Here is a 24888-nt window from a genome sequence, read left to right as displayed (position 1 = left end):
CACCTCATTTTACTTCATAAGCTTCTAACTCCTCATAAATATCATCATCTATTTTCATTTTAAAGGCTTGGTTTAGCTTATTAGACTTTCTAAGGCCCTTTAGGCATGCTTCATCTTTGCATACATAAGCGCCTCTTCCATTTACTTTTCCACTTTCATCTATCAAGATTCCTTCTTCTTTGTTATTTACAATCCTAAGAAGGTCTTTTTTATCTTTTAGAGAACCACATACTATACATTTTCTTTGTGGTATCTTTCGAGTTTTTTTCATTTTTAACCTCAAATTGAATATTTATTATTCATTTATAAAGTTTTTAGCATAAGGCCTAGTTTTCAAGGCTTTCATCAGCCTGGTCAAGATTTTCTAAAAAATCTTCGTCATCAGCCTCATCTTCATCAGATTCTTCTAAATCTGTGTTAGCTTCTTCTGTTACAATATCTTCTTCAGCATCTGCGGCAGATTCAGCTAGGCTTTCATCACTTACTTCATCATTATTTTCAATGATTTCTTCTTCATCATTTAAACCTAAAATCTCATCGATTTCTTCTTGGCTTAGGCTATCAAATTCTAATTCTGATTTTATGTCGATTTTCCAACCAGTTAGCCTTGCTGCAAGTCTGGCGTTTTGACCTTCCTTGCCTATAGCAAGTGAAAGTTGGCTATCATCTACTACTACAAGAGACTGCCTATTTTTCTCATTTATTAGGACTTTTATTATGTCAGCAGGTGATAGGGCATTTGATATGAAAGTTTCTGCATCTTTTGAATAATTGATTATATCAATCTTCTCACCTTGAAGACTTTCTACTATTGAATTTACCCTAGCTCCCTTATAGCCTATACAAGCTCCTACAGCATCTATAGTTTCATCATTTGAATAAACAGACATCTTTGTCCTAGAGCCTGCTTCTCTTGCTATAGAATAAATTTCTATTATACCATCAGTTATTTCAGGTACTTCTAGCTCAAAAAGTCTTACTACCAGGTTTTCGCTTGATCTAGATAGAACTATTTGAGGATCTTTTCCTGAGTTTCTTACTTCTTTTATAAGAAATTTCATTCTCTCATTTGGAGCATAGACCTCGTTAGGAACTTGCTCTTTTAGTGGAACAATTCCTTCTATCTTATCAAGGTTAACATAGACATTGTATTTATCTTGTCTTTGGATAGAACCTGTTATAAGCTCATTTTCTCTGTCTAGATAATCCCCAAATAGGGTTTCTCTTTGGGCATCTCTTATCTTTTGTATTACGATATTTCTTGCAGTTTGGGCTGCAACCCTTCCGAAGTTTTTAGGTACAAGCTTTATTCTTGCCACATCACCTAGGCTAAGAGTAGGATCTACTTCCTTTGCATCTTTTAGACTGATTTGGCTAACCTTATCTTCTACTTCATCTACTACTTCTCTTAGGGCAAATACCCCTATCTCACCTGTTTCGTGATCTATGACAACATCAACATTTTCTTGATTGTCATAATTTTTTTGATAACTTTTTACAAGCGCCTTTTCTAGGGCTTCAAGGATTACATCTTTTTCGATATTTTTATCCTTACAAAGCTCATCAAGGGCTGCCATAAAGTCTTTGTTCATAATTTCTCCTTTTAGAAAACTATCTCAATTTTTATTTCTTTGATATCAGACTTATCTATTTTAATTTCCTCGTCATCTTGACTTATAAATAAAATATTATCAGCATTGACCTCTTTAGTGAAGGCGATAAGCTCACTGCCATCTTTAAGTTTTATCTTAAGTAGCTCATTCATATTTCTAATTAGGTCTCTGTCAGTCTTTAGTGGCCTTGATAAGTCTTGAGAGGAAACTTCTAAGTAGTATGAAGTAGAAATTAAATCTAGTTGATCTAACTTCTCATCCAAAAAAGTACTTACCTTTTCACAGTCGTCTATGGTTATGCCGCTTTCATTATATATATAGAAAATTAGTCTCTTTTCATTCTTAGGTCCTATAAACTCTATATCAACAAGTTCATAGCCTAAATTTTCTATATCATCATTTAGTAATTCTTTTAATTTTTCAGTTAAATTCATACCACTCCCCCTAACATTAAAAAAAAGTGGAATTTGCGCCCCACTTCTTACTAGGATAACTATACTTTAAATCAAGCTAATTTCAATAATTTAATTTATTCAATATACACATTTTATAAGGTTAAAATTGGATTTTAATTCATTTTTGTCCATTTTTATGAAAATGATTGTAATGTTCATTTTACAATAGGCTATTGCTTTTATTATGAAAATGTTTTATAATAAATATAAGATAATAAATGAAGGAGGATATTATGACATTATTTATTATTGGACTTATAATTTTATTTGGAGGAGGATTTCTATATTCAAAATATGTTGAAAGTCAACTAGAACCTGACGATAGAGAAACTCCAGCAGTAAAAAAAGCCGACGGTGTCGACTTCGTTGTTATGAGTGAGGCTAAAAACTGGCTTATCAACTTACTTAACATAGCAGGTACAGGCCCTATTCTTGGACCAATCCAAGGTATCTTATTTGGACCTATTGCCTTTATCGCTATTCCAGTAGGTTGTGTTGTTGCAGGTGCGGTTCATGATTTCATGACAGGCTTTATCTCAATGAGAAATGGTGGTAGCCAAGTTCCAAAATTAGTTGGTAAATACATAGGCGATGGAGTTAGAAAATTCTACAATATTGTTATTGCTGTTCTTTTACTCCTTACTGGTGTTGTATTTGTTTATACACCTGGTGACTTAATTGCTAAATTTGTACTTGGTAAGGAACCTGAAGGATCTGTAATTTGGATTATATATGCTGTAATCTTCGCTTATTACATCCTATCAACAGTAATGCCTATTGATAAGCTTATCGGTAGAATCTACCCAATCTTTGGTGCTTTCCTAATCATCTCAGCTATAGGTGTTTTAATCGGTATCTTTATGAAAGGTTCCGCTCACCTATCTTTTGAAGGCCAAGGACTCCTAGCTCAACATCCAAAAGGACAACGTTTCATCCCAGCATTCTTCATAACTGTAGCTTGTGGTATCCTATCAGGCTTCCACGGTTCACAAGTAACCCTTGTATCAAGAACTGTTAAAAGTGAAAAAGAAGCAAGGACAACCTTCTATTCTACAATGATAGCAGAAGGCTTTATAGCTATGATATGGGCAGCAGGTGCTATGGTTCTTTTCTCAACAGGAGAAGCTCCATTAGATACAGCTGGTACAATCATGGTTGGTAATATTTCTAAATTCTTTATGGGTAATATCGGTGGTCTACTAGCAGTAGTTGGTGTAATCGCACTTCCTATCACATCAGGTGATACAGCATTTAGATCTCTAAGACTAATAATTTCAGAAGAATTAAATATAGACCAAAGAAATGGTTCAAAAAGAGCCGGTCTAGCTGCTTGTCTATTTGTTCCAGCATCAGCTATCCTATACTTTGCAAAATCAAATCCTAATGGATTTAATATTCTTTGGAGATACTTCGGATTTACTAACCAATTCGTAGCAATCTTTGCCCTAGCAGTTGCAACAATTTACCTAATGTATAATAACAAAAACTACTTTATTACACTTATACCAGGTATGTTCTACTGCTTCATTGTATTCTCATTTATAATCAATGCTGACCCAATAGGATTTAGACAACCTTACACAATTGCTTATCCAATAGCAGCTGTCATTACCGTTGCTTATGCATGGTTTGTAGTAAGATGTGGAAAGAAGAATAGATCTAGAATTGAATCAATAGTTTTAGACTAAGATAAATTTAAAGGTGGCTTAGGCCACCTTTTTTCTATTCAAGAAGGAGACTTATGAAAATAAAATTAGATAAAAAAGGAAGAGAATTCGCAGCTAAAAAAGACATTAAGGCTTTATTTATTAATCCTGACCTAGATAGCAAGGAATCCTGCTGCACAATTGGGACTGTAGATTTTGATGTAAGCACCAAAGCTATAGGCAAGCTTGAAAGCTACCACAAATATGAGGATGAAAATATTGAAATTTATGTCAATCCTAATATCTATGCCTTTATAAAAGACGATGAGGAAATTGAAATATCAGCCTTTGGCCTAGGATCTTTTAAAAAATTTTATATAAAAAATGAAATCAACACAATCGAGAGATAAAATGGATGAAATTTATAAAAAAATAGAAAACTTTAAAAACAAATACCCTCTTGCAGATGACCTTAAATCAAGGCTTCCTAGTCCTAAATTTAGGTATATGGGCAATAAGGTCTTAACCCAGGCAATTTCTGCCATACTTTCTGGTAAAAATATATTACTTGTTGGTGAAAAATCCACAGGCAAAAATGTCCTTGCAGAAAATTTAGCCTATCTTTTTAATAGACCTATGCGGAATGTTTCCTTCCACCTAAGCCTTGATGCCTCAAGCCTAATAGGAGATGACACCTTAAGATCAGGAAGTGTTATTTTTAGGGAAGGGCCTATAAGTCTTGCAAGTACTCATGGAGGCTTTGCAGTTCTTGATGAAATAAATATGGCAAAAAATGAAGCCATGGCAGTCCTCCACTCAGTCCTAGATTACAGGAGAATTATTGATGTACCTGGCTATAAATTAATAAAAGTCCATCCTGCTACTCGCTTTATAGCAACCATGAACTATGGTTATGAAGGAACCCGTGATTTAAATGAGGCTCTTTTATCAAGATTTATCATAATAAAGATGCCAAGAATTTCTGATGATGATCTAAAATACCTAATTAAAACCCATTATCCTTATTTGAAAGATTCCTACATTATAGACCTTACAAACTTTTTCAGGGACCTAAAAGATAAGGCAGAGGCACACGAAATTTCTGAAAGTGCTCCAGATTTAAGGGGAATGTTTGATGGCCTTGACCTAGTTAAAGAAGGCCTTGAATTAAAAGAAGCTATGAGACTAAGCCTCGTAAATAAGGTCTTTGATGACTATGAAGCAGGTCTAATAGAAGATTTGCTAAAGGCAAGATTTAAGGATGATATTTATCACAAAGATATGACCAATGAATAAATACAACGAAGAGATAAATGAAAACCGAATAAACAACCTCCAATGGGCAGGAGCAGAGTCTTATGACTTTGACAATTTTATAATAGGTGAAAATATAGATGGAAACCCCGACTTTTACCTAAATTTAATAATTGGCCTTGCAATTAAATTCCTTGGTTATAAGGAGATTAAAAAGCTCTTTGATTCCTGGGCCTATAATATTAAAAGGGATAAGTACGACCTTGCCCTGATTTATATTATAGAAGACTTCGCCTATAATAAAGAAATATCAAAAAGGCCTGTTTTAAAATCTCTTAGGAAGTCCTATGCAGAAAAATTTCTAGACGATAGGTATGACTTACAAAGGAGAAACCTTGCCCTAAGGCAAAATCAAATCTACCGCCTAGAAGAAATAAGAATGAGGGAAATTCTTAATCTTAATAATCCCAAAACTAGTAAGAAAGATAGAAATTTATACCAAGCACTAAGGCTAGAACCAGACACAAATAAAGATAATCTAGAAGCTAGAGTTAAAAATTTATTTCAAAAATATTTAGGATATAAGGAAAATAATATTCTTAAAAATCTTCCATCCTTAAATATATCACTTTTTGAAAATGCAGGAATGCTTAGCCTTGAAAGATCAAACATGCCAGCTGATTTTAAGGCCAAAGGAGAAAAATCTCAAGGCTTTGCTAGCCTAGTCCTTGCTTATGGAAATAAAAAACGTAAGGCAAGTCTAAAATTTATAGAAAAGACTTTTGGCAAGTCAATATTTGATGAAGAGATTAGACTTGGCATTGAAAGGGATTTGTGCACAGGTTGCCACAAGAGGTCAAAGTTATTCTTTTCTAAGGGAATCGACGAAAATGACAAGGACCTTGACCAGGACCTCAATAAAAAGACCATATCAAGACACCTTTTAAAATTTAAAGCTAATAAGACATCCTACAATAGGGCCATCTCTGTCCTATCTAAGGAAATCAAGCTAAAACTAAATCTAACCAGCTCACTTGACCAAGACCTAAGCCAAAGAGGTAGGCTTGTGCCAAGGCTTGCCTACAAGGCAGAAATTACAGACAGGGCCAAAATTTTTAAGAAAAATACCCTCAAGGCTAATCCATCTATGAAGGTAGATCTCCTAATAGATGGGTCTGCCTCCCTCCTCGATAAGGAATCAGAGGTTGCCATAGAAGCCTATATTTTAGCTAAATCTCTAGAAAATAATAATATCCTAAACAGGGTCATAGCCTTTCAGACAGTAAATGACTTTACAATCTTATCCATACTCAAAGATTATGATGATAAGGCAGAGATAAAAAAAATCTTTCGTTTTAAAGCCATGGGTTGGAATAGAGACGGCCTTATCTTTAGGGCCTACAGGGCAATTTTAGATAAGGATATCAAAAACACCCTAAGCCTAATACTCACAGATGCCAATCCCCAAGACCTAAAACCTTTAATTAGCGATGGCTTTAAATTAAATAAACCCTACCAGGAAGAGCCTGCCCTTGATGATACTAAAGAAAGTTTGGCCTATCTAAGAAAAAAGGGCCTTAGTATAGCAGCTATCATAAATGGCAATAAGCTCGACAATGCTAAAGTCCTTTATCGCAACAATTTTATAAAAATAGACGATCCAGCAGGAATATCATCTGCTGCCGGCAAATTTATCAAAAAACAAATATCAAAAGTAGAAAAATAAGCTATTAAATGCCTTATCATATAAACCTTTCCGGTTTATATATACATGGTAAAATTTAATAGCTTTTTTAGTCGAAAAATTCTTAATTAAAAAATATATATTTACATATTGTAGGGATATTTCAATAGTGATATAATTATGATAAAGATTATCATATTCAAAGGAGGTCTTATGATAAAAATTAAAAATTTGTGTAAAAGTTATGGGCAAGGCCAATCGAAAATAGACGTTTTAAAAAATATTGACCTTGAAATTGAAGATGGTAAAATAATTTGTATTTTAGGACCTTCAGGCTCAGGCAAGTCTACCCTACTTAATATTATAGGTGGTATTGAAACAATTGATTCAGGCCAAGTTAATATCTGTGGGGAAAACCTTTCTAAGATGACCAAAAAAGATTTGGAATCCTATAGAAGGGAAAAGTTAGGTTTTGTTTTTCAATTTTACAACCTAATCAGCGACTTAAATGTATTAGAAAATGTTGAACTAGGCAAGTATTTAGCAAAAAATCCCCTTGATATAGATAAGCTTGTTGAAGATTTGGGAATAAAGGATCAATTATACAAATATCCTAATGAAATATCAGGTGGGCAGGCCCAAAGAACCTCGATTGCTAGAGCCCTCATCAAAAGTCCACAGATTCTAATCTGTGATGAGCCTACAGGCGCCCTTGATTATGAAAGTGCAAAAGACGTTTTGAATTTGATTGAAAAAATGAACAAGGAATATAAAGCAACAATTCTTATAGCTAGCCACAATGTTCAGATAAGCAAAATGTGCGATTATATTCTAAAAATCCACGATGGCAAGGTTAAATCTTACCTTAAAAATGATGAAAAAATTCTAGCAAAGGATGTGACATGGTAATGAAAAATCCAATTTATAAAAGAGCCTACAGGCAAATTTACTTTCACCCATCAAGAGTCTTGCCGATTTTCCTTGCCCTTTGCTTTATAATAATTTTTTCTTCTTCATTTTTTATAGCACAAGATTCAACAAAAAAACTCTATTACGAACTTATAGAAAATGGAAAGGTCGAGGATGGTAACTTTACATGCCTTGAAAAATTAGATGAAGATACAAAAATAGAAATAGAAACTAAAAATATCAGTCTTTATGAAAATTTTTATGTTAACGCCAAATCTACAGATAATAAAAAAATAAGAGTTTTCGAAAATAGAGATAGGATAAATATTCCATCTATACTTGATGGAAGGCTGGCTAAGGATAAAAATGAATTAGCTATTTCTGCAAACTATGCCAGGGCAAATAAAATACAAGTAGGAGATACGGTTAAACTTGAAGGAAAAAGTTTTAAGATAGTTGGTCTTATAGCACTTCCTGATTATTCAACCCTTCTTAAAAATAACTCCGACCTAGTAATGGATACAGGCTATTTTGGTGTAGGTCTTGTTTGCAAAGATGGACTAAAAGATTTATCTGAGCAAATTTCTTACCAATATGCCTACAAAGACCAAGAAAATTTACCAAAGTCTAAGGCTAGAGATAAGCAGAAAGATATCATTAAAATTGTTAATCAAAAAAATATGGTTATAGATGCTCTATTAAACTATGATAATCACTGCATTAGATATTTCATAGAAGATATGGGTGGCGATGTGCCTATGATGACTGCAATTATGGTAGTTTTGGTTTTAGCCATCGCCTTTATAAGTGCAATCCAGGTTAAAAGTATGATTGAAGAAGAAGCTCCAATAATTGGTACCCTACTTGCTTCAGGCTATAAAAAAAGAGAGCTAGAAAAAAACTATATGCTAATGCCAATCTTCATTAGCTTAATCTCATCCCTTATCGGTAATTTAATCGCCTATAGCCATACATACAAGACCTATACAGATCTTTATTACAAGTCCTATGACCTGCCAAAATTTGTAGTTTCTTTTAACTTAAGGTCGTTTTTCCTTACAAGTCTTATCCCACTTTTGATATATTTAATAATCAATCACCTTGTAATTGGAAGGGCACTTAAAGGCAAGGTTATTGACTTTCTTAGAAATACAATAAAATCACCTAAAGCAAAAACGAGGATAAAACTTGATAAGTTCTCCTTCATTAACAAGTTTAGAATTAGAGTTTTACTTGCAAATAAGGCAAATATTATTAGTCTAATCTTTGGAATAGGTCTTGCAAATATACTTTTAATTTATTCTCTAGGAGTTAAACCTGTCTTTACAGATTATGCAGAAAAAGTGAAGGATTCGATGAAATACGAACATACTTACCTCATAAAAGCTCCTGATCCAAACATCAAAGCTGATAAAATCTCTTTAATGAGTTTTGAGTTAGCAGATTTTAATATGAAAAAAATCCAATGTCTGGGAGTAGATCCTGATTCTAAATATAAGGACTTAAATATAAAAGACCTTAGTCCTAATGATATAATAATTTCAAATGGTCTTGCTAAGGTATATAAACTAAAAATAGATGATGAAATCAAGGCTATAGAAAACTTCAATAATAAAAAAGTAAAATTAAAGGTAAAAGCTATAGAAAAAAACAATACCAAATTCCAAATCATAGGTAAAAGAGAGGACTTAAATAAAATAATAGGGCAAGAAAAGGAATATTTTAATGCCTATGGGTCTGATAAGATCCTAAATATCGACAAAAATCTCTTGGTTAACGAAATTGATAAAAAAGAAATGAATAAATTTATGACTCATTTCCTAGATTCCTTTGGCGGAGTCTTTGATAGTCTGCTATTTATTTCCCTAGCTTTTTACCTAATAATTTCTTATCTTGTAACAAGCCTAATAATAGATAAGTCTAAGACAAATATATCCTATCTTAAAATTTTTGGAATAAGAGATAAAGAAAATGCGGCTATTTATACCAGCCCTATTTTTCTAATCCTTATATTATTTGAAATCTTAATGATACCTGTCATGGACTTTTTAATTAGACTTATGACAAGCTATGCCCTTACTAAACTAGATGCCTATGTAGAAGTAAATATTCCCCTATCTAACTTTATAAAAGCAATCGCCCTAAGCCTACTTATATTTATAATAGTTCAACTGCTGGAAAAGATTAAGATTTCAAAAATTGATATGGTTAAGGAATTAAAAGTTATTAATGGATAAAGATTTGTGAAAAATATGAAACTGCCCCCTAAATTAGCTTAAAGAGGGCAGTTTTATTTTGAAATTATTTATTTTCAAATTTTAAAAATTTCTTAGATAGGTATAGGGAAATAATTAACTCCCCAAGGCCAAAAAGAGCTAATAAGACCAAATCATTGATTCCTATATATCTTAAATTATTGGCTTCAATTGCCAAAAAGCTTAGACCTACTATTTTTAAAGACTTAAAGGCTGTGGCAAAGCCAAAGATTGTAAAGATAGTTGATAAGAGGACTATTATCCCAAAGGACTTAATCCTTATAGCAAGGGCTCCAAATATCCCAATTATAGGAAGGGATAAAAGTATGGACAGGATCATATAGTAAAGATATATGCTAAAGTCAATACTTGCAAAACCTGCTATAAATTTACCAGAAAGGTAAAATAGGCCTAGGAAATATATTTGACAAAGGCTTACTAGGATAAAGGCTAGACCTAACTTAGCTATTACAAAGTCTATATTTTTCTTTGGGCTTAGCCTAATAAATTTAAGGCCTGCCTTGTGTTCTGTTGCCCATAGGCTTGCAATTATTATTGCAATTAAGGGGATATAGAAAAAGGAAAAGTAAAACAAACTTACTTGTGTCCACAAAGATTGCCACTGATTAGTTAAGCTACCTTTATTTCCCAAATAATTTATTAGGCCAAAGGCGTTGGCTAGTAAGGGAATTATTAAGCTTACTAGCAAGATATTTACGAATTTTATTTTCTTAATCTCTAATTTTAACATTTTTCCTCCTAGTCCTTGTATAATCTATAAGATTTCATGGATTTTAAATAATAAAGACTTCCTATTAGAAATATTAGGGAGATGATTAGCGTATAGAAATTTATCGGATTTAATACCTGGATAAATTTACCTCCCTCATTTACATAAGAAATATTAAGTAGACTTGCCATCCATGCAAAAGGATTTACAAAAGATAAAGTTTCTGAACTAAGCATTGTTATTATGCCGGTAAGGCCTCCTATTATTGATAAAAATGATAGGGTGTAGACTTTTTTACTCTTCATTTCTATAATCATAAATATACTTACGAAAAATAAATTTATTATAAGGGCTGTTAGGTTTACGAGTCCAAATCTTAAGACCATGTCACCACTAAAATTAAAATTAGCTGATCTTTTTGCTAGGCTTAAAAATACTAGTCCTTCTATTATTTGTAAGAAAACTAGCCTTAAAGCTAAAATCTTAAATTTATCAAAAAGTATGGAATTAACTTTTTCTCCAAGGATTATCTGCATTTGCCACATCTTGTTTTTTTCTTCAATCTCTATTACTTTTTTTACTAATGATGATATTAGTATTGGGTTTATCAGCAAGGAAATAAATAAATAGGTGTCTAAAATATAAGCCAGTGGATAAGAGCTTTGAGGAAAAGACTTATTAAAACTTGCCCCTAGAACTATTAACATCTGACCTAAAAATACTATTAGCATCAAGAAATTTATTCCAAGCCTTTTATATTTTTTTCTTTCTAAGTTTGCCATCTTATGACCTACTTTCTTCTATAAATAGCTTTTCAAGACTTTCTTTTTCTTCCTCTATCCTGTAAATATCAACCTTGCCATGGAGGAAATTTACAATATCTCCTATGTCTTGGTTTGAAATCTTACCTAAAATGATCTTTTTATCCATCATCCTGTCTTGGCCAAGACCCAAAAGCTCTAGGGCCTTCTTATTATCTGAAGTTAGTAAGGATATAAATGGTGGATGAAGCTTTCTATAATCTTCTAGGCTTCCATTGTAGGTCAAATTTCCATCTATCAGGATTCCTATATGGGTAGCTATTCTTTCCATTTCATCAAGGATGTGTGAAGATATCAATATGCTTGTTGAATTGTTTTTGACAATATTTTTAAATAAGTTCCTCATTTCCTCTATTCCTTGAGGATCAAGGCCATTTATTGGCTCATCAAGGATTAAAAGCTTAGGGCTTCCGATTAGGGCCATAGCAATGCCTAGTCTTTGCTTCATACCAAGTGAATATTCCCTGGCCTTCTTTTTGCCTACATTATTAAGGCCAACCATAGCTAAGGTTTTTGGGATTTCCTCTATTTTTATCCCCTTAAGCTTACATATTATTTCAAGATTTTCATAGCCTGTTAGGTGGTCATAAAAGGATGGATTTTCGATTAAAGCACCTAGATTTTTGTTTAAATCTTTCTGGTTCTTAGGGTTTACTTCCTGACCAAAAACCTTAACAAGGCCTCCATCTTTTTTAACAAGACCCAAGATACTCTTCATTAAAGTAGATTTTCCTGCTCCATTTTTTCCTATTAGGCCATAAATTGCACCCTCTTCAATTTCTAAAGAGTCTATATCTAAGACCTTTTTATTGTTATATGATTTTTGTAAATTTTTAACTTCAAGTATTTTTTTCATAATCATTCCTCCTAAAACCATAATACCAAGACCTGATAAAGATAAAGTTTTAGTTAGGTCACTTTTACATCACAAAAGCAAATAAAGCACGAGTCTGGTGTATAATAAGGATAACAAGGAGGCTTAGATGGATATAAGGAGTAATTTTTCAATATTAGTGGTTGATGATGAAAAGACCTTACTAGAAAATTTATATAATTTTTTGAAGGATAAGGGATTTAAAAAAGTTTATACTGCCAAAAACTTAAAGGAAGCAAGATTTAAAATTTCAAATTTAAAAATTGACCTGGTTGTTTTAGACTTGATGCTTCCAGATGGGAGTGGTTTTGATTTGTTAAGGGAAATTAGAAAGACTTCAGACATGGCTGTTATAATTTTATCTGCCCTAGATGGCCTTGATGACAGAAAAGAAGGCTTTGTAAATAAGGCAGATGACTATCTAGTCAAGCCCTTCTTCCCTGAAGAGCTCCTTTGGAGAATCGACGCTATCTTAAGAAGAAGTAAAAAAGTTAAATCTCTTGATAAAATAAATTTAGGCAAGGTAATTTTTGATATGTCCAAGGGTGTCCTCATCAAAAATGGCGAAGAAATAGCCCTTACAGCCACCCAATACAAAATCCTAGCCTATTTATCTGAAAATATAAATATGATTGTCTCTATAGATAGGATTTTAGATCATATTTGGGAAGATCCCTATGGTTATGAAAACACTCTGATAACCCACATCTATAGGCTAAGGGAAAAACTTGAAGATAATCCTAGAGAGCCAAAGATTTTGATAACCATAAAGGGCCTTGGTTATAAGCTTGTTAAAGAGGAATAGATGTTTGACTATATTTTAAAAAGATTTAAGAAAATTGTAATCAGAATATTGTTCTTGCTATTTTTCCTAATATTTTTATTTATGACCTTCCTTTACCTAAACTACAGGCTTAACAATAAATACCCAAATCCTAACGATGTTTTTTCTTATGTAGAAACTAATAAAACTAGGACCTACCTTAATGATACAAATAAGGAATTCCTAAAAGATCATGATATTTGGGCTATAAGAATTAATAAGGATGGGAAGGTCATAGAATCTTTTGCTAAGCCAAAGGAAGTTAAGGATAAATTTGAAATCACAGATGTGGCAGGCTTTACAAGGTATTATCTAGCTGACTATCCTGTATTTACCTACATCCTAAACGATGGGCTAATCCTTTTTGCTTATCCTAAAAATTCCTTAGACAAGCTTCCCTTTAATTATTACAATTATAAGGACCTGATTTTTAATGTAAAACTCTTTATAGGTTTCGTTATTTTATTTTTAGCCCTTGTCTATATTTTTTATAGGATTGATATCAAAAATATCTTAAAAAACACCCTCCCCTTTCAAAAGGCTCTTGATAGGCTCTACGAAGATGATTTTGCAAGGCTAGATGAATATGGAGAATTGAAAGATCTTGCTGTTTCTATAAACAAGGCTAATGAAAAGTTCAACAATCTTAAAATTGCCCAAGTTAAGTGGATTAGGGGCCTTAGCCACGATGTAAGAACTCCTCTTGCTAAGATTTCCTGGGAAGTAAGCAAGGAGAACAAGAATGACATCGATATCCAAAATATCCAAGACCAAGTCCTAAAAATTTCAAATATCCTAGAAGGCCTAAATCTTACCATGTCCCTTTCTAATATTGATAAGAAAGACTTTAAGTCTCAAAATCCTGTCAAAATTATTAGAAAAGTAATTGTCGATAAGCTAAATGAGAATCCTGATAGGGAAATTATTTTTGAAAATAAGCTAGAAAAAAATGATTTAAAGATTAGGATGGATGCTAATTTATTTTATAGGATGCTTGAAAATATCCTAAAAAATTCACTATCTTATACCGAAGGGAAAATTCTTGTCAGGCTCACAAATCCTGATGGTAAGCTGATTATTACAATAAGTGATGAGGGAAGTGGGATTTCATATGACCTCATAAGAAGGATTAATGAGGAAGATTTGACCAATATAACCAAACACGGTTTGGGAATTTTTATTTCAAAGCAAATCGCCGAATTGCATGACGGAGCTTTTCTTATTGAAAATAAAAAACCTGGCCTTGAGATATCTTTTATCTTTGACCATATAGAATGAATCGAAAAAGCTGACCCTAGATTAATTTTGGGTCAGCTTTATTTTTTTAAAACAAGCCATCAAATAGGCTCATTTGATTTTCTTCTTGGATACCATCTATGATTCCCAAATCTTTTAGGCTTTTGATGGCGTTTTTATTTAGGCAAGTTCTAGACCTTAGATCTTCTATAGATATAAAATTGCCTTTTTGGCGCTCTTCTACTATGTCCTTTGCCATAGCTTCACTTACATCATCCACAGCCGCAAGTGGTGGGAGAATTGCCCCATCTTCTATCAAGAACTTCCTAGAATCTGACTTGTAGATGTCAGCCTTTCTGATTTTTATCTCTCTAGCATGCATCTCTTCAGCTACTTCTAAGACTGTCTTTAGGGCATTGTCCCTTTGAGTAAGGTCAAACCTATCCTTGTAGGAATCAAGAGCTAGCCTTACAGCATCAAAGCCAGATAGGATTGTCGAATAGGAGAAGTCATTTAGCTTGGAATTAAAATATGAAGCATAAAAGGCTTCTGGGTAATAAACCTTGTAGTAGGCTATCCTATAAGACATCAGACAATAGGCAACGGCGTGGGCCTTTGGAAAAAGATATTTTATCTTTAGGCAAGATTCCACATACCAATCCTTGACCCCATTTTCCTTCATGTATTCAATAGTTTCATCATCAAGGCCCTTGCCCTTACGGACCCTTTCCATGATTTGGAAGGATTTTTTCTTATCAAGGCCTTCAGTGATTAAGGCATTCATGATATCATCCCTGGTTGAAATTATTTCGTCAAAGGATGCGGTATTTGATTTTACAAGGTCTTGGGCATTGTTAAGCCACACATCTGTTCCGTGGGAAAGACCAGAAATCCTAGCCATCTCTGAAAATTTCTTAGGATAGGTATCCTTTAACATGCCCCTTACAAAGTTTGTACCAAACTCAGGTATGCCAAGGGTTCCTATGTCATTATTTGAAAAATTGTGCTTAATCTTAAGGGGTTCTGTAGATGAAAATATCTTCATGACATTGGCATCATCCATCTTTATATTTAGTGGATCTGTATCTGTCAAATCCTGGAGAGCCCTTATAATTGAAGGCACATCGTGGCCTAGAAGGTCAAGCTTAAGGAGGGTTTCTTCCATTACTGAATATGGGAAGTGGGTCGTCCTTATATCTCCCCTCGGATCATCTGCTGGATACTGGATTGGGGTTATGTCAAAAACATCAATATCATTTGGCACAACTATAAGGCCGCCCGGATGCTGGCCAGTTGATCTTTTGACATCCTTTAGCCCCCTCTGAAAGCTTCTAATCTGAGCATTAGTTAGGTTTAGATTATTTTCTTCCATATACTTTTTGATATAGCCAAAAGCTGTATTGTCCTGGATTTTCCCAATTGTTCCTGCCCTAAATACATGGCCCCTACCAAAGAGCTCTTCGGTATATTTGTGGATTGTAGGTTGGTATTCACCAGCGAAGTTTAAGTCTATATCTGGTTCCTTATCCCCTTCAAAGCCCAAAAATACCTCAAAAGGTATGTTGTGGCCATCTTTTTTCATCTCTGTCCCGCATTCTGGACAAGCTTTATCTGGATAATCTATACCAGAACCCAAGAGATCTTCTGGGAAAAATTCTGAATGCTTGCAGTTTGGGCACACATAGTGAGGGCAAAGTGGATTTACCTCTGTAATATCAGCCATGGTTGCCGCAAAAGATGAACCAACAGATCCCCTAGAACCTACAAGATAGCCATCATCATTAGATTTTTTAACTAGCTTTTGGGCTATGATATAAAGAACAGCGTATCCATTTGAAATAATGGAATTAAGCTCTTTTTCAAGCCTTGCCTCGACAATTTCTGGTAGCGTATCTCCATAAATTGAGTGGGCCTTTCTAAAACAAGTTTCCCTAAGCATCTCTTCAGATCCCTCGATTTTCGGAGGGAAGGTGCCAGGTGGAATTGGCCTTAAATCTTCAATCTGATCTGCAATTTTTTTAGGATTTGCTATGACAAGGTCATAAGAAATTTTATCTCCAAAATAAGCAAATTCCTTAAGCATTTCATCTGTAGTTCTTAGATAATAAAGAGGACTATTTTCCTTATAAAAGAAGAAGGACCCCTTCTTTAGGATATTTCTAAGCTTATAGTCCCTAGGATTTAGATATCTTACCCCACCGGTTGCTGCTACAAGCTTTTTATCGCGATTTCCATAGGCAATTATCTTTTCATTTATGGCCCTTACCTGGTCTTTGGAATCAATTTTTCCACTTTCTATCATATCTTCATAGATAGATAAAGGCTCAACCTGGTAAAAATCAAAGAGACTTAGATATTTTTCTATATCCCTGTCAGACCTTTGATTTATTAGATAATCGACAAGAATTCCTTCAGAACCACCAGAGCCTAAAATTAGGCCCTCCCTATATTTTAGAATCGTAGATAAAGGAGTCCTCGCTTCGCCATTTGCTATATGGTTCATCCTTGATTCTGAAATTAGTTGGTAGAGATTTTTAAGACCTATCTTATCCTTGGCATAGGCTAAAACTGAATAGGTTTTGTGCTTGGCCTTTGGATAATTAGTCGTTAGAGAATTGATATTTAGAAGGCTTATGCCTTCTTCTTTAGTAATCATCTCAAACATCTTAATGAAAATCTGGGCTGTAGCCCTAGCATCATCGCTTGCCCTGTGGTGGTTAAAGGCAGGAATTTCAAGTTTTCTAGCGATTTTATCTAGGGAGAACTTGCCCATATCATCAAAAAGTGCCCTAGCCATTGGCAAGGTGTCTAGGTAGACCGGGTCAAATTTAAGGCCGAGCCTTTGGGCATTGACCCTTATAAAGCCAACGTCAAAGTCTGTATTTTGACCAACTATAATTGCATCTCCACAAAATTCTAAAAATCCTGGCAAGACCTCATCTATCTTTGGCTTATCGGCAAGCATGGCATCTGTTATGCCTGTTATCTCTATAATTTTTTCAGGCAGCATTCTTTCAGGGTTTATTAGCTGGTTGTAAGTCTCAGTTATTTCTCCATTTTCAACCCTAACTGCACCAATTTCTGTAATGGCATCCCTATATCTTAAAAGGCCTGTTGTCTCGATATCAAAGACTACGAAAGAGCCTTCTTCAAGCTTTTTAAAATCTGCTGGATCCTTTTCTGATAAATTTGTAAGAATCCTAAGGTCATCTTCTACCATCAAAAGCTCTGCACCTGGCAAAACCTTGATACCCTTTGACTTGTACTTGTCATAGATATTTGGTAGGACTTGGAGGTTTTCTGTATCTGTTATACCAATCGTATCCCAGCCCCAGTCTGTAAGTGTGCCTAAAAGGTCGGAATCATCCACAAAACCATCGAGGTTGGTATATTTAGTGTGAATCTGGAGCTCAAAACGCTTGTCAGCCGCTAGGTCGACTTTCTTACCAATTAGAGCCTCCCTTACAGAATTAATGGTAAAGACATCTTCCTTGGCAAAGTCATCAAAGTTAAGAGTTCCTTCAACCTGGACTGCCATCCCATCTTTTAGGCCTTCTAGCTTATAATTGTTATTTTTATTGGCAAAAATTTTACAAGATATGGCATCGGTCTTATCTTCAAGGTCAAAGGTATAGATAAAATATCCATTTTTAGTCTCAAAGCAAGATAGGCCAAAAATCCTTCCTATTAGGCCATTTGCCATGCCCTTCTTATCATAGAGATCTTCTATATTTATTGGATCTAACCTTTGCTTTCTACCAAAATTTAAACCATCCTCTGCTGGCTTTTGCTTTTGGATTTTTTCCTTGGCTGAGTTTTGAATAGAAATTGCATTGGCAATTTGCCTTTGGAGCTTGGCCTCCTTGGCCTTTTTTAAGTCTTCTGCCGAGTCTTGTTCATTAGGATTTTCTTCCTTTTGAGGAATTTCTCCCGCTGCTAGTTTTTCTTCTTGAGAAGAAGTTTCTTCCTTATTTGAATTTAAAGGCTCATCTTCTACTTTTTCAGGTCCTTGGTCAATATCTTGAAGATTATCACTTGGCACATCATCCTTACTAGGCTTTAAATCTTCATCATGAGGTATATCCATATACTCAATTTCTTCTTCAAAATCATCCGCAAACGAATCGTAATTATCCCCTAAATTTTCAGGAAGATCTTCATTTATATTTTCTAATTCATGGGTCTCTTCTATCTCTATTTTTTTATAGCTTATAGAAAGGTCCATGTCAGAAAAATATTCTCTTAGGTCTTCCTCCTTGTTGCTTAAAAGTGGGTCTTCGCTTTCTATCAAAAGGTGGAGCCTATTTTCTTTTTTGTAATAGGTCGCTTCAATTATATAAAAAATTTCTTTTTCAATTTTTATTAAAGAGCCCAGGTCAATTCTCATCTTGCTTTTCTTTCAAAACTTCTATTAGGGTATCGACTATTTCTTCTTCCTTTACTTTCTTGATGGTCTTTCCATCTTTAAACAAGAAGCCCATGCCATTTGCTGCAGAAATTCCATAGTCAGCTTCCTTTGATTCTCCAGGTCCATTTACAGGACAACCCATGATTGCAACCTTGGCATTTACCTTAAGGCCCTTCGATTTTTCTTCAACTTCTGCAACAATATTTGGAAGGTCTACGGTAGTTCTTGAGCAAGTTGGACAAGATACTATATCAAGCCCATCTCGTCTTAGGCCAAGGGCCTTTAGAATTGCCTTACCAGCCTTAACTTCTTCTACGATATCACCTGTGATTGAAACCCTAAGCGTATCACCAATCCCATCCTTCAATAAAGAACCTATACCAATTGATGATTTGACAAGGGCTTGATAGAGAGGTCCTGCCTCTGTTACTCCTAGGTGAAGTGGGTAGTCAACCTTTGAAGATAAGAGCCTATAGGCATCTATCATGGTATTTACATCTGATGATTTTACAGATATTTTTATATCATGGAAATCCATGTCTTCAAGTATTTTAACCTCTTCAAGGACACTTGCCACAAGGCAATCCTTATTAACTCCCCCAAAGCGATCGACAATTTCTCTTGAAACAGAACCTGAGTTTACCCCAATCCTTATTGGAATTGAGCGTTTCTTACATTCTTCAACTAAAAGAGCGACCTTATCCTTACCTCCAATATTGCCTGGATTATATCTTAGGCAATCACAGCCATTTTCTACAGCTGCAAGGGCAAGCTTATAATCAAATTGTATATCTGCCACAAAAGGAATATTTGTAGCTTCCTTAATTTTTCTAATGGCCAAGGCATCTTCTATGGTATTGATGGCTGAGCGAGATATATCGCAACCTTCAGCCTCAAGGGCCCTTATTTGCTTTACTACCGCATCTACATCGGATGTTTTTGCTGTTGTCATTGATTGGATAGAAATAGGAGAGTCGCCACCAATAGCAACATCTCCTACAAAAATTTTCCTAGTTTGTCTTCTCATTTTGCCTTCCTTTTAAAATAAATTAATTATATCCTTTATACTTACCAAAATTATAAGTCCCATTAGAAGGATAAATCCAACTATGGTGATTCTTTCTTCGATTTTTTTGTTTATTTTCTTGCCTGTTAATATCTCTATCCCACTTGTCAAAAGCTTTGAACCATCAAGGGCTGGTATTGGAAGTAGGTTAAAAACTGCTAGGTTTACAGAAATATAACCTAAAAAGTATAAGAGATTGGCAAGGCCGTTATTGGCTTGGTTGCCCATTTCCTTTAAGACTCCAATTGGGCCTGATAGGGCACCCAGGGCTATTTTTCCTGTAAATAGTCTGCCAAGAACTGTGAAAATCATCTTGATATTTTTCCAAGTTTCACTAAAACCAAGGCCTATCGCTTCAAAAAATCCTGGCCTCTTTCTTGCTGGCATTATACCAATATAGGCAGAATCATCTTTGACTTCTACTTTCAAATCTACAGCTGTGATGGTATCTGAACTTTCCCTATAATACTGAACTGTGATAGGCTTATCATAATCCTTATCCTTATAAAAATCAGCAATTCCTGCGGAAATATCAGTAAAATCTTTGATATCCTTATCTCCAACTTTTCTTATCTCATCGCCTACTTCCATGCCAGCTTCTTTAGCTGGTGAATTTTCTGTAAAATCCCCTATTGAAGTAGTAATAATACCTGCCATAAGGCCCACAGTCATAAAGACTAGGACAGCTATAATAAGGTTAGCCACAGGGCCAGCTAAGATTGTAAGAAATCTCTTAGAGGCTGGTGCCCTATCAAAAGATCTAGGGTCTGGCGATTCTTCATCCTCACCTTCCATGGCACAGTAGCCGCCAATTGGGATTAGCCTTAAAGAATAAAGGGTCTCTCCCTTTTCTTTAGAAAAAATAAGGGGCCCCATGCCCACTGCAAACTCATTTACCTTGATTCCAGAAAGCTTGGCCACAAGGAAGTGACCAAACTCGTGAAATACAATTAGTAGCAAAAATAGTACTACCGCTATTAATATTCTCATCAATTCTCCTTAAATCCTAGAAAAAAGATAAAGGACAGGGGCAATAAACATGATAGAATCAAACCTATCAAGGATGCCGCCATGGCCTGGTATTAGGTTACCAAAATCTTTAATTCCAGTTTGTCTTTTAATATAAGATGCAATCAAGTCACCAATTTGTGACATAATCGCAGCAATAATTGTAAAAATAACTATCTCTCTAACATAAGTGTCAAGGCCAAATTCATGGCAATAGACAATATTTAAAATCGTAGCTCCAACAATTCCACCGATTGACCCTTCGATAGTCTTATTTGGGCTAATGTGAGCCATCCATTCCATCTTGTGTTTTCCAAAAAGGCTGCCAACAAGATAGGCAAATGTATCAGATCCCCAAGCTGTAATATATAGCATCCACACATAGGACACATTCTTTATCCTTAGGATATGAGAGATCAAAAATGATACATAAAGCATGACAAAGGCTGCAGCAAAGCCATCATAAAGACTGTAATGGCCAGTTAGGATGATGTACATAAATAGATACAAAACCGAAACCACAATCGAAGCTATATAAATATCAGAATTATTTATAAAGGCAGCAAGCATGATTATTCCATTTGTAAAATAAAGGCACTTCATAGGTAGGTGAAGTTTAATTTTACTAAGGGCCTTATCCATCTCATGAAGGGCAATATAAGAAAAAGCTGCCACCCCAAGAGCAAGAGGAATCCTGCCCAAGTAAGTTATTAAAATCAAAAGTGTTAATATTACAGCACCACCAAAGGCCCTGTTTAAAAACTTAATCATAAGCCACCATATCTTCTATCTCTTCTAGTAAATTCAAGGATTGCATCCCTTAAATCATCCTCAGTAAAATCTGGCCACAAAACATCTGTAAAATAAAGCTCTGTGTAAGCCATCTGATAGATTAGAAAATTAGACAACCTAAGCTCACCGCCAGGTCTAATCAAAAGGTCTGGGTCAGATTGACCTGATGTATATAAATTATCAGAAATCATCTCTTCTGTAATATCATCAGGACCGTATCCCTTGGCCATAATTTCTCTAAAGGCATGGACAAGCTCGTCCCTGCCCCCATAATTTAGGGCAATATTTATGACAAGAGACTTGTTATCCTTAGTTTTATCCAAGGCATAAAGGCAAGCCTCTCTAGTCTTTTCTGGAAGTTTTGAAATATCTCCCAAGAAATTAAGCTTACAATCTTCTGCTATAAGTTCATCAAGCTTGGATTTTACAAACTTAATAAGCAAATCCATCAAAAATCCGACCTCACTAGCGGGTCTTTTCCAATTTTCTGTAGAAAAGGCATAAAGAGTCAAAGTCTTAATGCCAAATTTCTTGGCAGACCTTGCAATCCTAATCACATTTTCCGCACCTTCCTTATGGCCGAAGGTCCTAGGCCTATTTTGTTTCTTAGCCCATCTTCCATTGCCATCAAGAATGATAGCAAGATGGGATGGTATTTTTAATTCAGTCATAAGTCCTCTCTTAAATTTCTTAAGTCATTATACTCAAAGACTGGCTAATTTTCTATAAAAAATAAGGGCAGCCTTATATAAAAGCTGCCAACTTATTATCAAATTATCCTTGCTAGTTTCCTTCCTATTAGATAGATTAAAACTCCCAACAAAATAAGGTAAATCGATCCTATATAGCTATCAAAATGATTTATACCATATTTTATGCTTAGGCTGCCATCAACAATTTCTTCAGCTAAGAAATAAGTGAGAGGATTTAAATATGAATAGGACCTAAACAAGTATAAGATTAAAAACATCACAAAAATTATAAAAGCTAGGGCTATATAAGTTTTAAACATATCTTTAGCTATTAAGCTTAGAAATTGAACAAGGCTTAGCAAAAACATTAGCAAAGATAGGCTTAATATTATCGTATCTAATAGATATCTACCAAGAGAAATATAGGTAAAATCCTTTGAATAGTCTATGGCAAGATTTGGATCAGCTACCCTTCCTAAATATTTTAAAATAGGAAAATTTAAAGTATGCCTAGGGTCATTGAAAATTCCCAAAATTACAATCGCAAGGCTTGTTACTAGTAAAAATTTAAAGCAAAAAGAAAGGCTTGCTAGAAACTTTTTATCATAGACTTTTCTTAAATCAAGAGGCTGGGTTCTTAATAAATCATAGGAATTTTCATTTATAAATTCATACTTATAAGCCCCTCCATAGATAAATAGGCTTATCATTATAAGAAGGATAGGAAGTTTATATTCATTTATAAGCTTTAAAAATAAGATAAAGGAAGAAGTATCCTTAGGTATCTGTGCCTTTATAGCAGCATCCAAAATCCTTTCATCTTTTAACTTATCATAATAAGTAAGGCTCCTATCATAAATTAAATTCATAGGCTTGATATCTCTACTTATTAGCTCTTTTCTGAAACTATGGCTGGCTTGTTTTGAAAACTCAGATATCTTTCCATTTATCAAATTTCCCTCAGAAACCTTAAAGTGCTCATCAGCCAGGTTTGGATTTAGTTCATCACCAAGACTTTCGGCAAATAAACTAGCTTTTGACAAAATTTTATAAAAATTTTCCGAATCAGAAGCTTTCCTTAACCTATCCAAATCATTAAGCTTATCCATATAGGCCTGAGCCTTAGAAGCTAGGTTAGGATCCTGAGCTTTATCCTTTGTATTTGAATTTTCAATAAAATTTGCCCCATCTCTTATCATGGCAATCTTCATAAAGGTATTTTTATAAGCATAAAAATCTTTGCTTGTCATTTTTGATCTTAGATTTATAGAGAAAATTAGTAATACAAGTGCGATAAGAGTGAAACTTAGGCCTGTATTTTTGCTAAATGATTTTATTTTAAGCCTTTCAAAAGATAATAAATTTTTGACATTTATTCTTTCTTTTTTAATTTTGTTTCTACCAATTTTTCCCTTAGTAAATTTAATAAAGCCATAAGCAATTATCAAAAATAATATCCCAAAAAGTAGATAAATACCTATAAGGCTTAATTTAAAGCTTGGGCTTTGATAAGAAAAATCGACCCTTCCTTTTATATTCCCCATTAATTTTTTATTGCCGAGAATAAAATCATAATAGGAAAAATAAAATGGATTGTAAATCGTTTGTGATTTTTCAGCAAATTCAGTCAAAGCACCTAAAACTCCACTTATAAATACCACTGTTTCTAGAAAAATATTTGTATTTTTAAAAATTAGTCCCAGGCTTATAAAGGCACTGCTAAAGAAAAACACTCTTGCCATAAAGATAATAAAAGTTTTCCATAAAAATCCAGCAAAAACAACCTGGTTTTGATTTTCTCCAAAACTTCCTATTGGTAAAGTAAAAATCCAATCATAATCCCCATTGATTTTACCTATTAAAAGTGATGTTAGTACAATTGTAAGAAAATATATAAAAGCTAGAAAAAGTCCTAGGCTAAGCTTATCAAGCAAAATCCAAATCCTTTTCTTGATAGAAGTTAATTTTAAAAAGGCCTGACCATTTTCATAATCCCTACTAAGGCTTGCACCTACAAATAGGCTTATTAATAGGACAGGAACTAAGCCAAAATATATTTTGATATTAGAATAAAAAATATTTTGACTTGACTTTCTTATATTTTTTACAAAATAATCTGGACTTAAGTCTCTACTTTCAATATTTTTATAAAAATCCCTTAAGAATATTAATTTTTGCTTATTTAGAGGGCTTGTCTTAAGCTTATACTTATCAATAAAATTTAAGATATCCTCGAAAAAAGATGCTCTCATAATAGGAGAATTTTCTCCTAGGTATTCATCACTTGAAAGAACCATTTCATCATAATCAATTTGTCCAACAATCTCTTGATAATCTTTATTAAATTCATCTGTCACTTTTTCCCAAATCATAGTGGGTGGGTAGGTATCAGAAAGTTTAAAGCTAAGATTATTATCCTTTTCTAAAACCCTATCAAGAATATTAACATCTTCCAAACCATCAATTAAAGAAAAATCGATATCTGCTTTTTTGATAAAAGAGATAAAAAGGACAAAGATAAGACTAGCGAGGATAAAAATAAGGAAAATTTTATTTTTAATAATCTTTTTTAATTCAAATTTCATAATTTTTCCTTCCTATATTAGAAAAGTCTATGCCCTT

At 33.9% G+C, this 24888-nt stretch carries 20 protein-coding genes; 8 read left to right on the top strand and 12 right to left on the bottom strand.

The genetic code is table 11. The annotated features are described in order from the left end of the window. Positions 1-4: 4 nt before the first annotated feature. Genes rnpM through rimP form a run of 3 tightly spaced genes read right to left on the bottom strand, consistent with a single transcriptional unit; the run spans position 5 to position 2047 of the window. Positions 5-271, bottom strand: a complete 267-nt coding sequence (gene rnpM / locus RRB46_RS06190) for an RNase P modulator RnpM (RefSeq protein ID WP_106459951.1) — start codon at positions 269-271, stop codon at positions 5-7. A 55-nt stretch (positions 272-326) separates the two neighbouring features. Further along, positions 327-1592, bottom strand: a complete 1266-nt coding sequence (nusA, locus tag RRB46_RS06185) for a transcription termination factor NusA (protein WP_311537872.1) — start codon at positions 1590-1592, stop codon at positions 327-329. An 11-nt stretch (positions 1593-1603) separates the two neighbouring features. Next, the gene (rimP, locus tag RRB46_RS06180) at positions 1604-2047 is read right to left on the bottom strand and encodes a ribosome maturation factor RimP (RefSeq protein ID WP_311537871.1); all 444 of its coding nucleotides are present in this window, start codon (positions 2045-2047) and stop codon (positions 1604-1606) included. Positions 2048-2301: 254 nt separating this feature from the next. Between rimP and RRB46_RS06175 the strand changes: the two genes are divergently transcribed. The 6 genes from RRB46_RS06175 (at position 2302) to RRB46_RS06150 (ending at position 9798) form a co-directional block, all read left to right on the top strand. Next, on the top strand, positions 2302-3756 hold the full coding sequence (locus tag RRB46_RS06175; protein WP_311537870.1) for a carbon starvation CstA family protein: 1455 nt from the start codon (positions 2302-2304) through the stop codon (positions 3754-3756). Positions 3757-3809: 53 nt separating this feature from the next. Further along, positions 3810-4124 carry a hypothetical protein gene (locus RRB46_RS06170; protein WP_296127107.1) on the top strand — a complete coding sequence of 105 codons (315 nt, stop codon included), beginning with the start codon at positions 3810-3812 and terminating at the stop codon, positions 4122-4124. Between the two features lies 1 nt (position 4125). Continuing rightward, entirely contained in the window at positions 4126-5010 is an 885-nt protein-coding gene (locus tag RRB46_RS06165; protein ID WP_296127109.1) for an AAA family ATPase, read from the top strand. After that, entirely contained in the window at positions 5003-6694 is a 1692-nt protein-coding gene (locus RRB46_RS06160) for a VWA domain-containing protein (protein WP_311537869.1), read from the top strand. Before RRB46_RS06165 ends, RRB46_RS06160 begins: the two co-directional genes overlap by 8 nt. 171 nt (positions 6695-6865) lie before the next feature. Then, on the top strand, positions 6866-7561 hold the full coding sequence (locus tag RRB46_RS06155; RefSeq protein ID WP_311537868.1) for an ABC transporter ATP-binding protein: 696 nt from the start codon (positions 6866-6868) through the stop codon (positions 7559-7561). Continuing rightward, entirely contained in the window at positions 7555-9798 is a 2244-nt protein-coding gene (locus RRB46_RS06150) for an FtsX-like permease family protein (protein WP_311537867.1), read from the top strand. The genes RRB46_RS06155 and RRB46_RS06150 overlap by 7 nt, the downstream gene beginning before the upstream one ends. Before the next feature lie 64 nt (positions 9799-9862). Here RRB46_RS06150 and RRB46_RS06145 read toward each other — a convergent pair whose 3' ends face one another. Genes RRB46_RS06145 through RRB46_RS06135 form a run of 3 tightly spaced genes read right to left on the bottom strand, consistent with a single transcriptional unit; the run spans position 9863 to position 12223 of the window. Next, positions 9863-10567 (bottom strand): ABC transporter permease, encoded by a 705-nt coding sequence (locus tag RRB46_RS06145; RefSeq protein WP_311537866.1) that lies wholly within the window; start codon positions 10565-10567, stop codon positions 9863-9865. Positions 10568-10575: 8 nt separating this feature from the next. Further along, on the bottom strand, positions 10576-11328 hold the full coding sequence (locus RRB46_RS06140; protein WP_311537865.1) for a hypothetical protein: 753 nt from the start codon (positions 11326-11328) through the stop codon (positions 10576-10578). Between the two features lies 1 nt (position 11329). Then, a complete protein-coding gene (locus tag RRB46_RS06135; protein WP_296127120.1) occupies positions 11330-12223 on the bottom strand; it encodes an ABC transporter ATP-binding protein in 894 nt (297 codons plus the stop codon). Between the two features lie 127 nt (positions 12224-12350). Here RRB46_RS06135 and RRB46_RS06130 point away from each other — a divergent pair, with 127 nt between their 5' ends. Beyond that, positions 12351-13046, top strand: a complete 696-nt coding sequence (locus tag RRB46_RS06130; protein WP_311537864.1) for a response regulator transcription factor — start codon at positions 12351-12353, stop codon at positions 13044-13046. Beyond that, entirely contained in the window at positions 13047-14342 is a 1296-nt protein-coding gene (locus RRB46_RS06125; RefSeq protein WP_311537863.1) for a HAMP domain-containing sensor histidine kinase, read from the top strand. 46 nt (positions 14343-14388) lie between these two features. Here the strand turns inward: RRB46_RS06125 and RRB46_RS06120 are convergent, their stop codons facing one another. The 6 genes from RRB46_RS06120 to RRB46_RS06095 all read right to left on the bottom strand — a co-directional run bounded on the left by RRB46_RS06120 (position 14389) and on the right by RRB46_RS06095 (position 24851). Further along, a complete protein-coding gene (locus RRB46_RS06120; protein ID WP_311537862.1) occupies positions 14389-18687 on the bottom strand; it encodes a PolC-type DNA polymerase III in 4299 nt (1432 codons plus the stop codon). Beyond that, positions 18677-19735 carry a flavodoxin-dependent (E)-4-hydroxy-3-methylbut-2-enyl-diphosphate synthase gene (gene ispG / locus RRB46_RS06115; RefSeq protein ID WP_311537861.1) on the bottom strand — a complete coding sequence of 353 codons (1059 nt, stop codon included), beginning with the start codon at positions 19733-19735 and terminating at the stop codon, positions 18677-18679. The genes RRB46_RS06120 and ispG overlap by 11 nt, the downstream gene beginning before the upstream one ends. A gap of 12 nt (positions 19736-19747) precedes the next feature. Continuing rightward, positions 19748-20767, bottom strand: a complete 1020-nt coding sequence (gene rseP, locus RRB46_RS06110; protein WP_297689177.1) for an RIP metalloprotease RseP — start codon at positions 20765-20767, stop codon at positions 19748-19750. Positions 20768-20773: 6 nt separating this feature from the next. Next, a complete protein-coding gene (locus RRB46_RS06105; RefSeq protein WP_311537859.1) occupies positions 20774-21553 on the bottom strand; it encodes a phosphatidate cytidylyltransferase in 780 nt (259 codons plus the stop codon). Continuing rightward, positions 21550-22245 (bottom strand): isoprenyl transferase, encoded by a 696-nt coding sequence (locus RRB46_RS06100; protein ID WP_311537858.1) that lies wholly within the window; start codon positions 22243-22245, stop codon positions 21550-21552. The genes RRB46_RS06105 and RRB46_RS06100 overlap by 4 nt, the downstream gene beginning before the upstream one ends. Positions 22246-22343: 98 nt before the next feature. Next, positions 22344-24851 carry a hypothetical protein gene (locus RRB46_RS06095; RefSeq protein ID WP_311537857.1) on the bottom strand — a complete coding sequence of 836 codons (2508 nt, stop codon included), beginning with the start codon at positions 24849-24851 and terminating at the stop codon, positions 22344-22346. Positions 24852-24888 lie beyond the last annotated feature (37 nt).

This window comes from uncultured Anaerococcus sp., assembly GCF_963512375.1.
Lineage (GTDB): Bacteria > Bacillota > Clostridia > Tissierellales > Peptoniphilaceae > Anaerococcus.
This window is presented reverse-complemented; position numbering and strand designations above follow the sequence as displayed.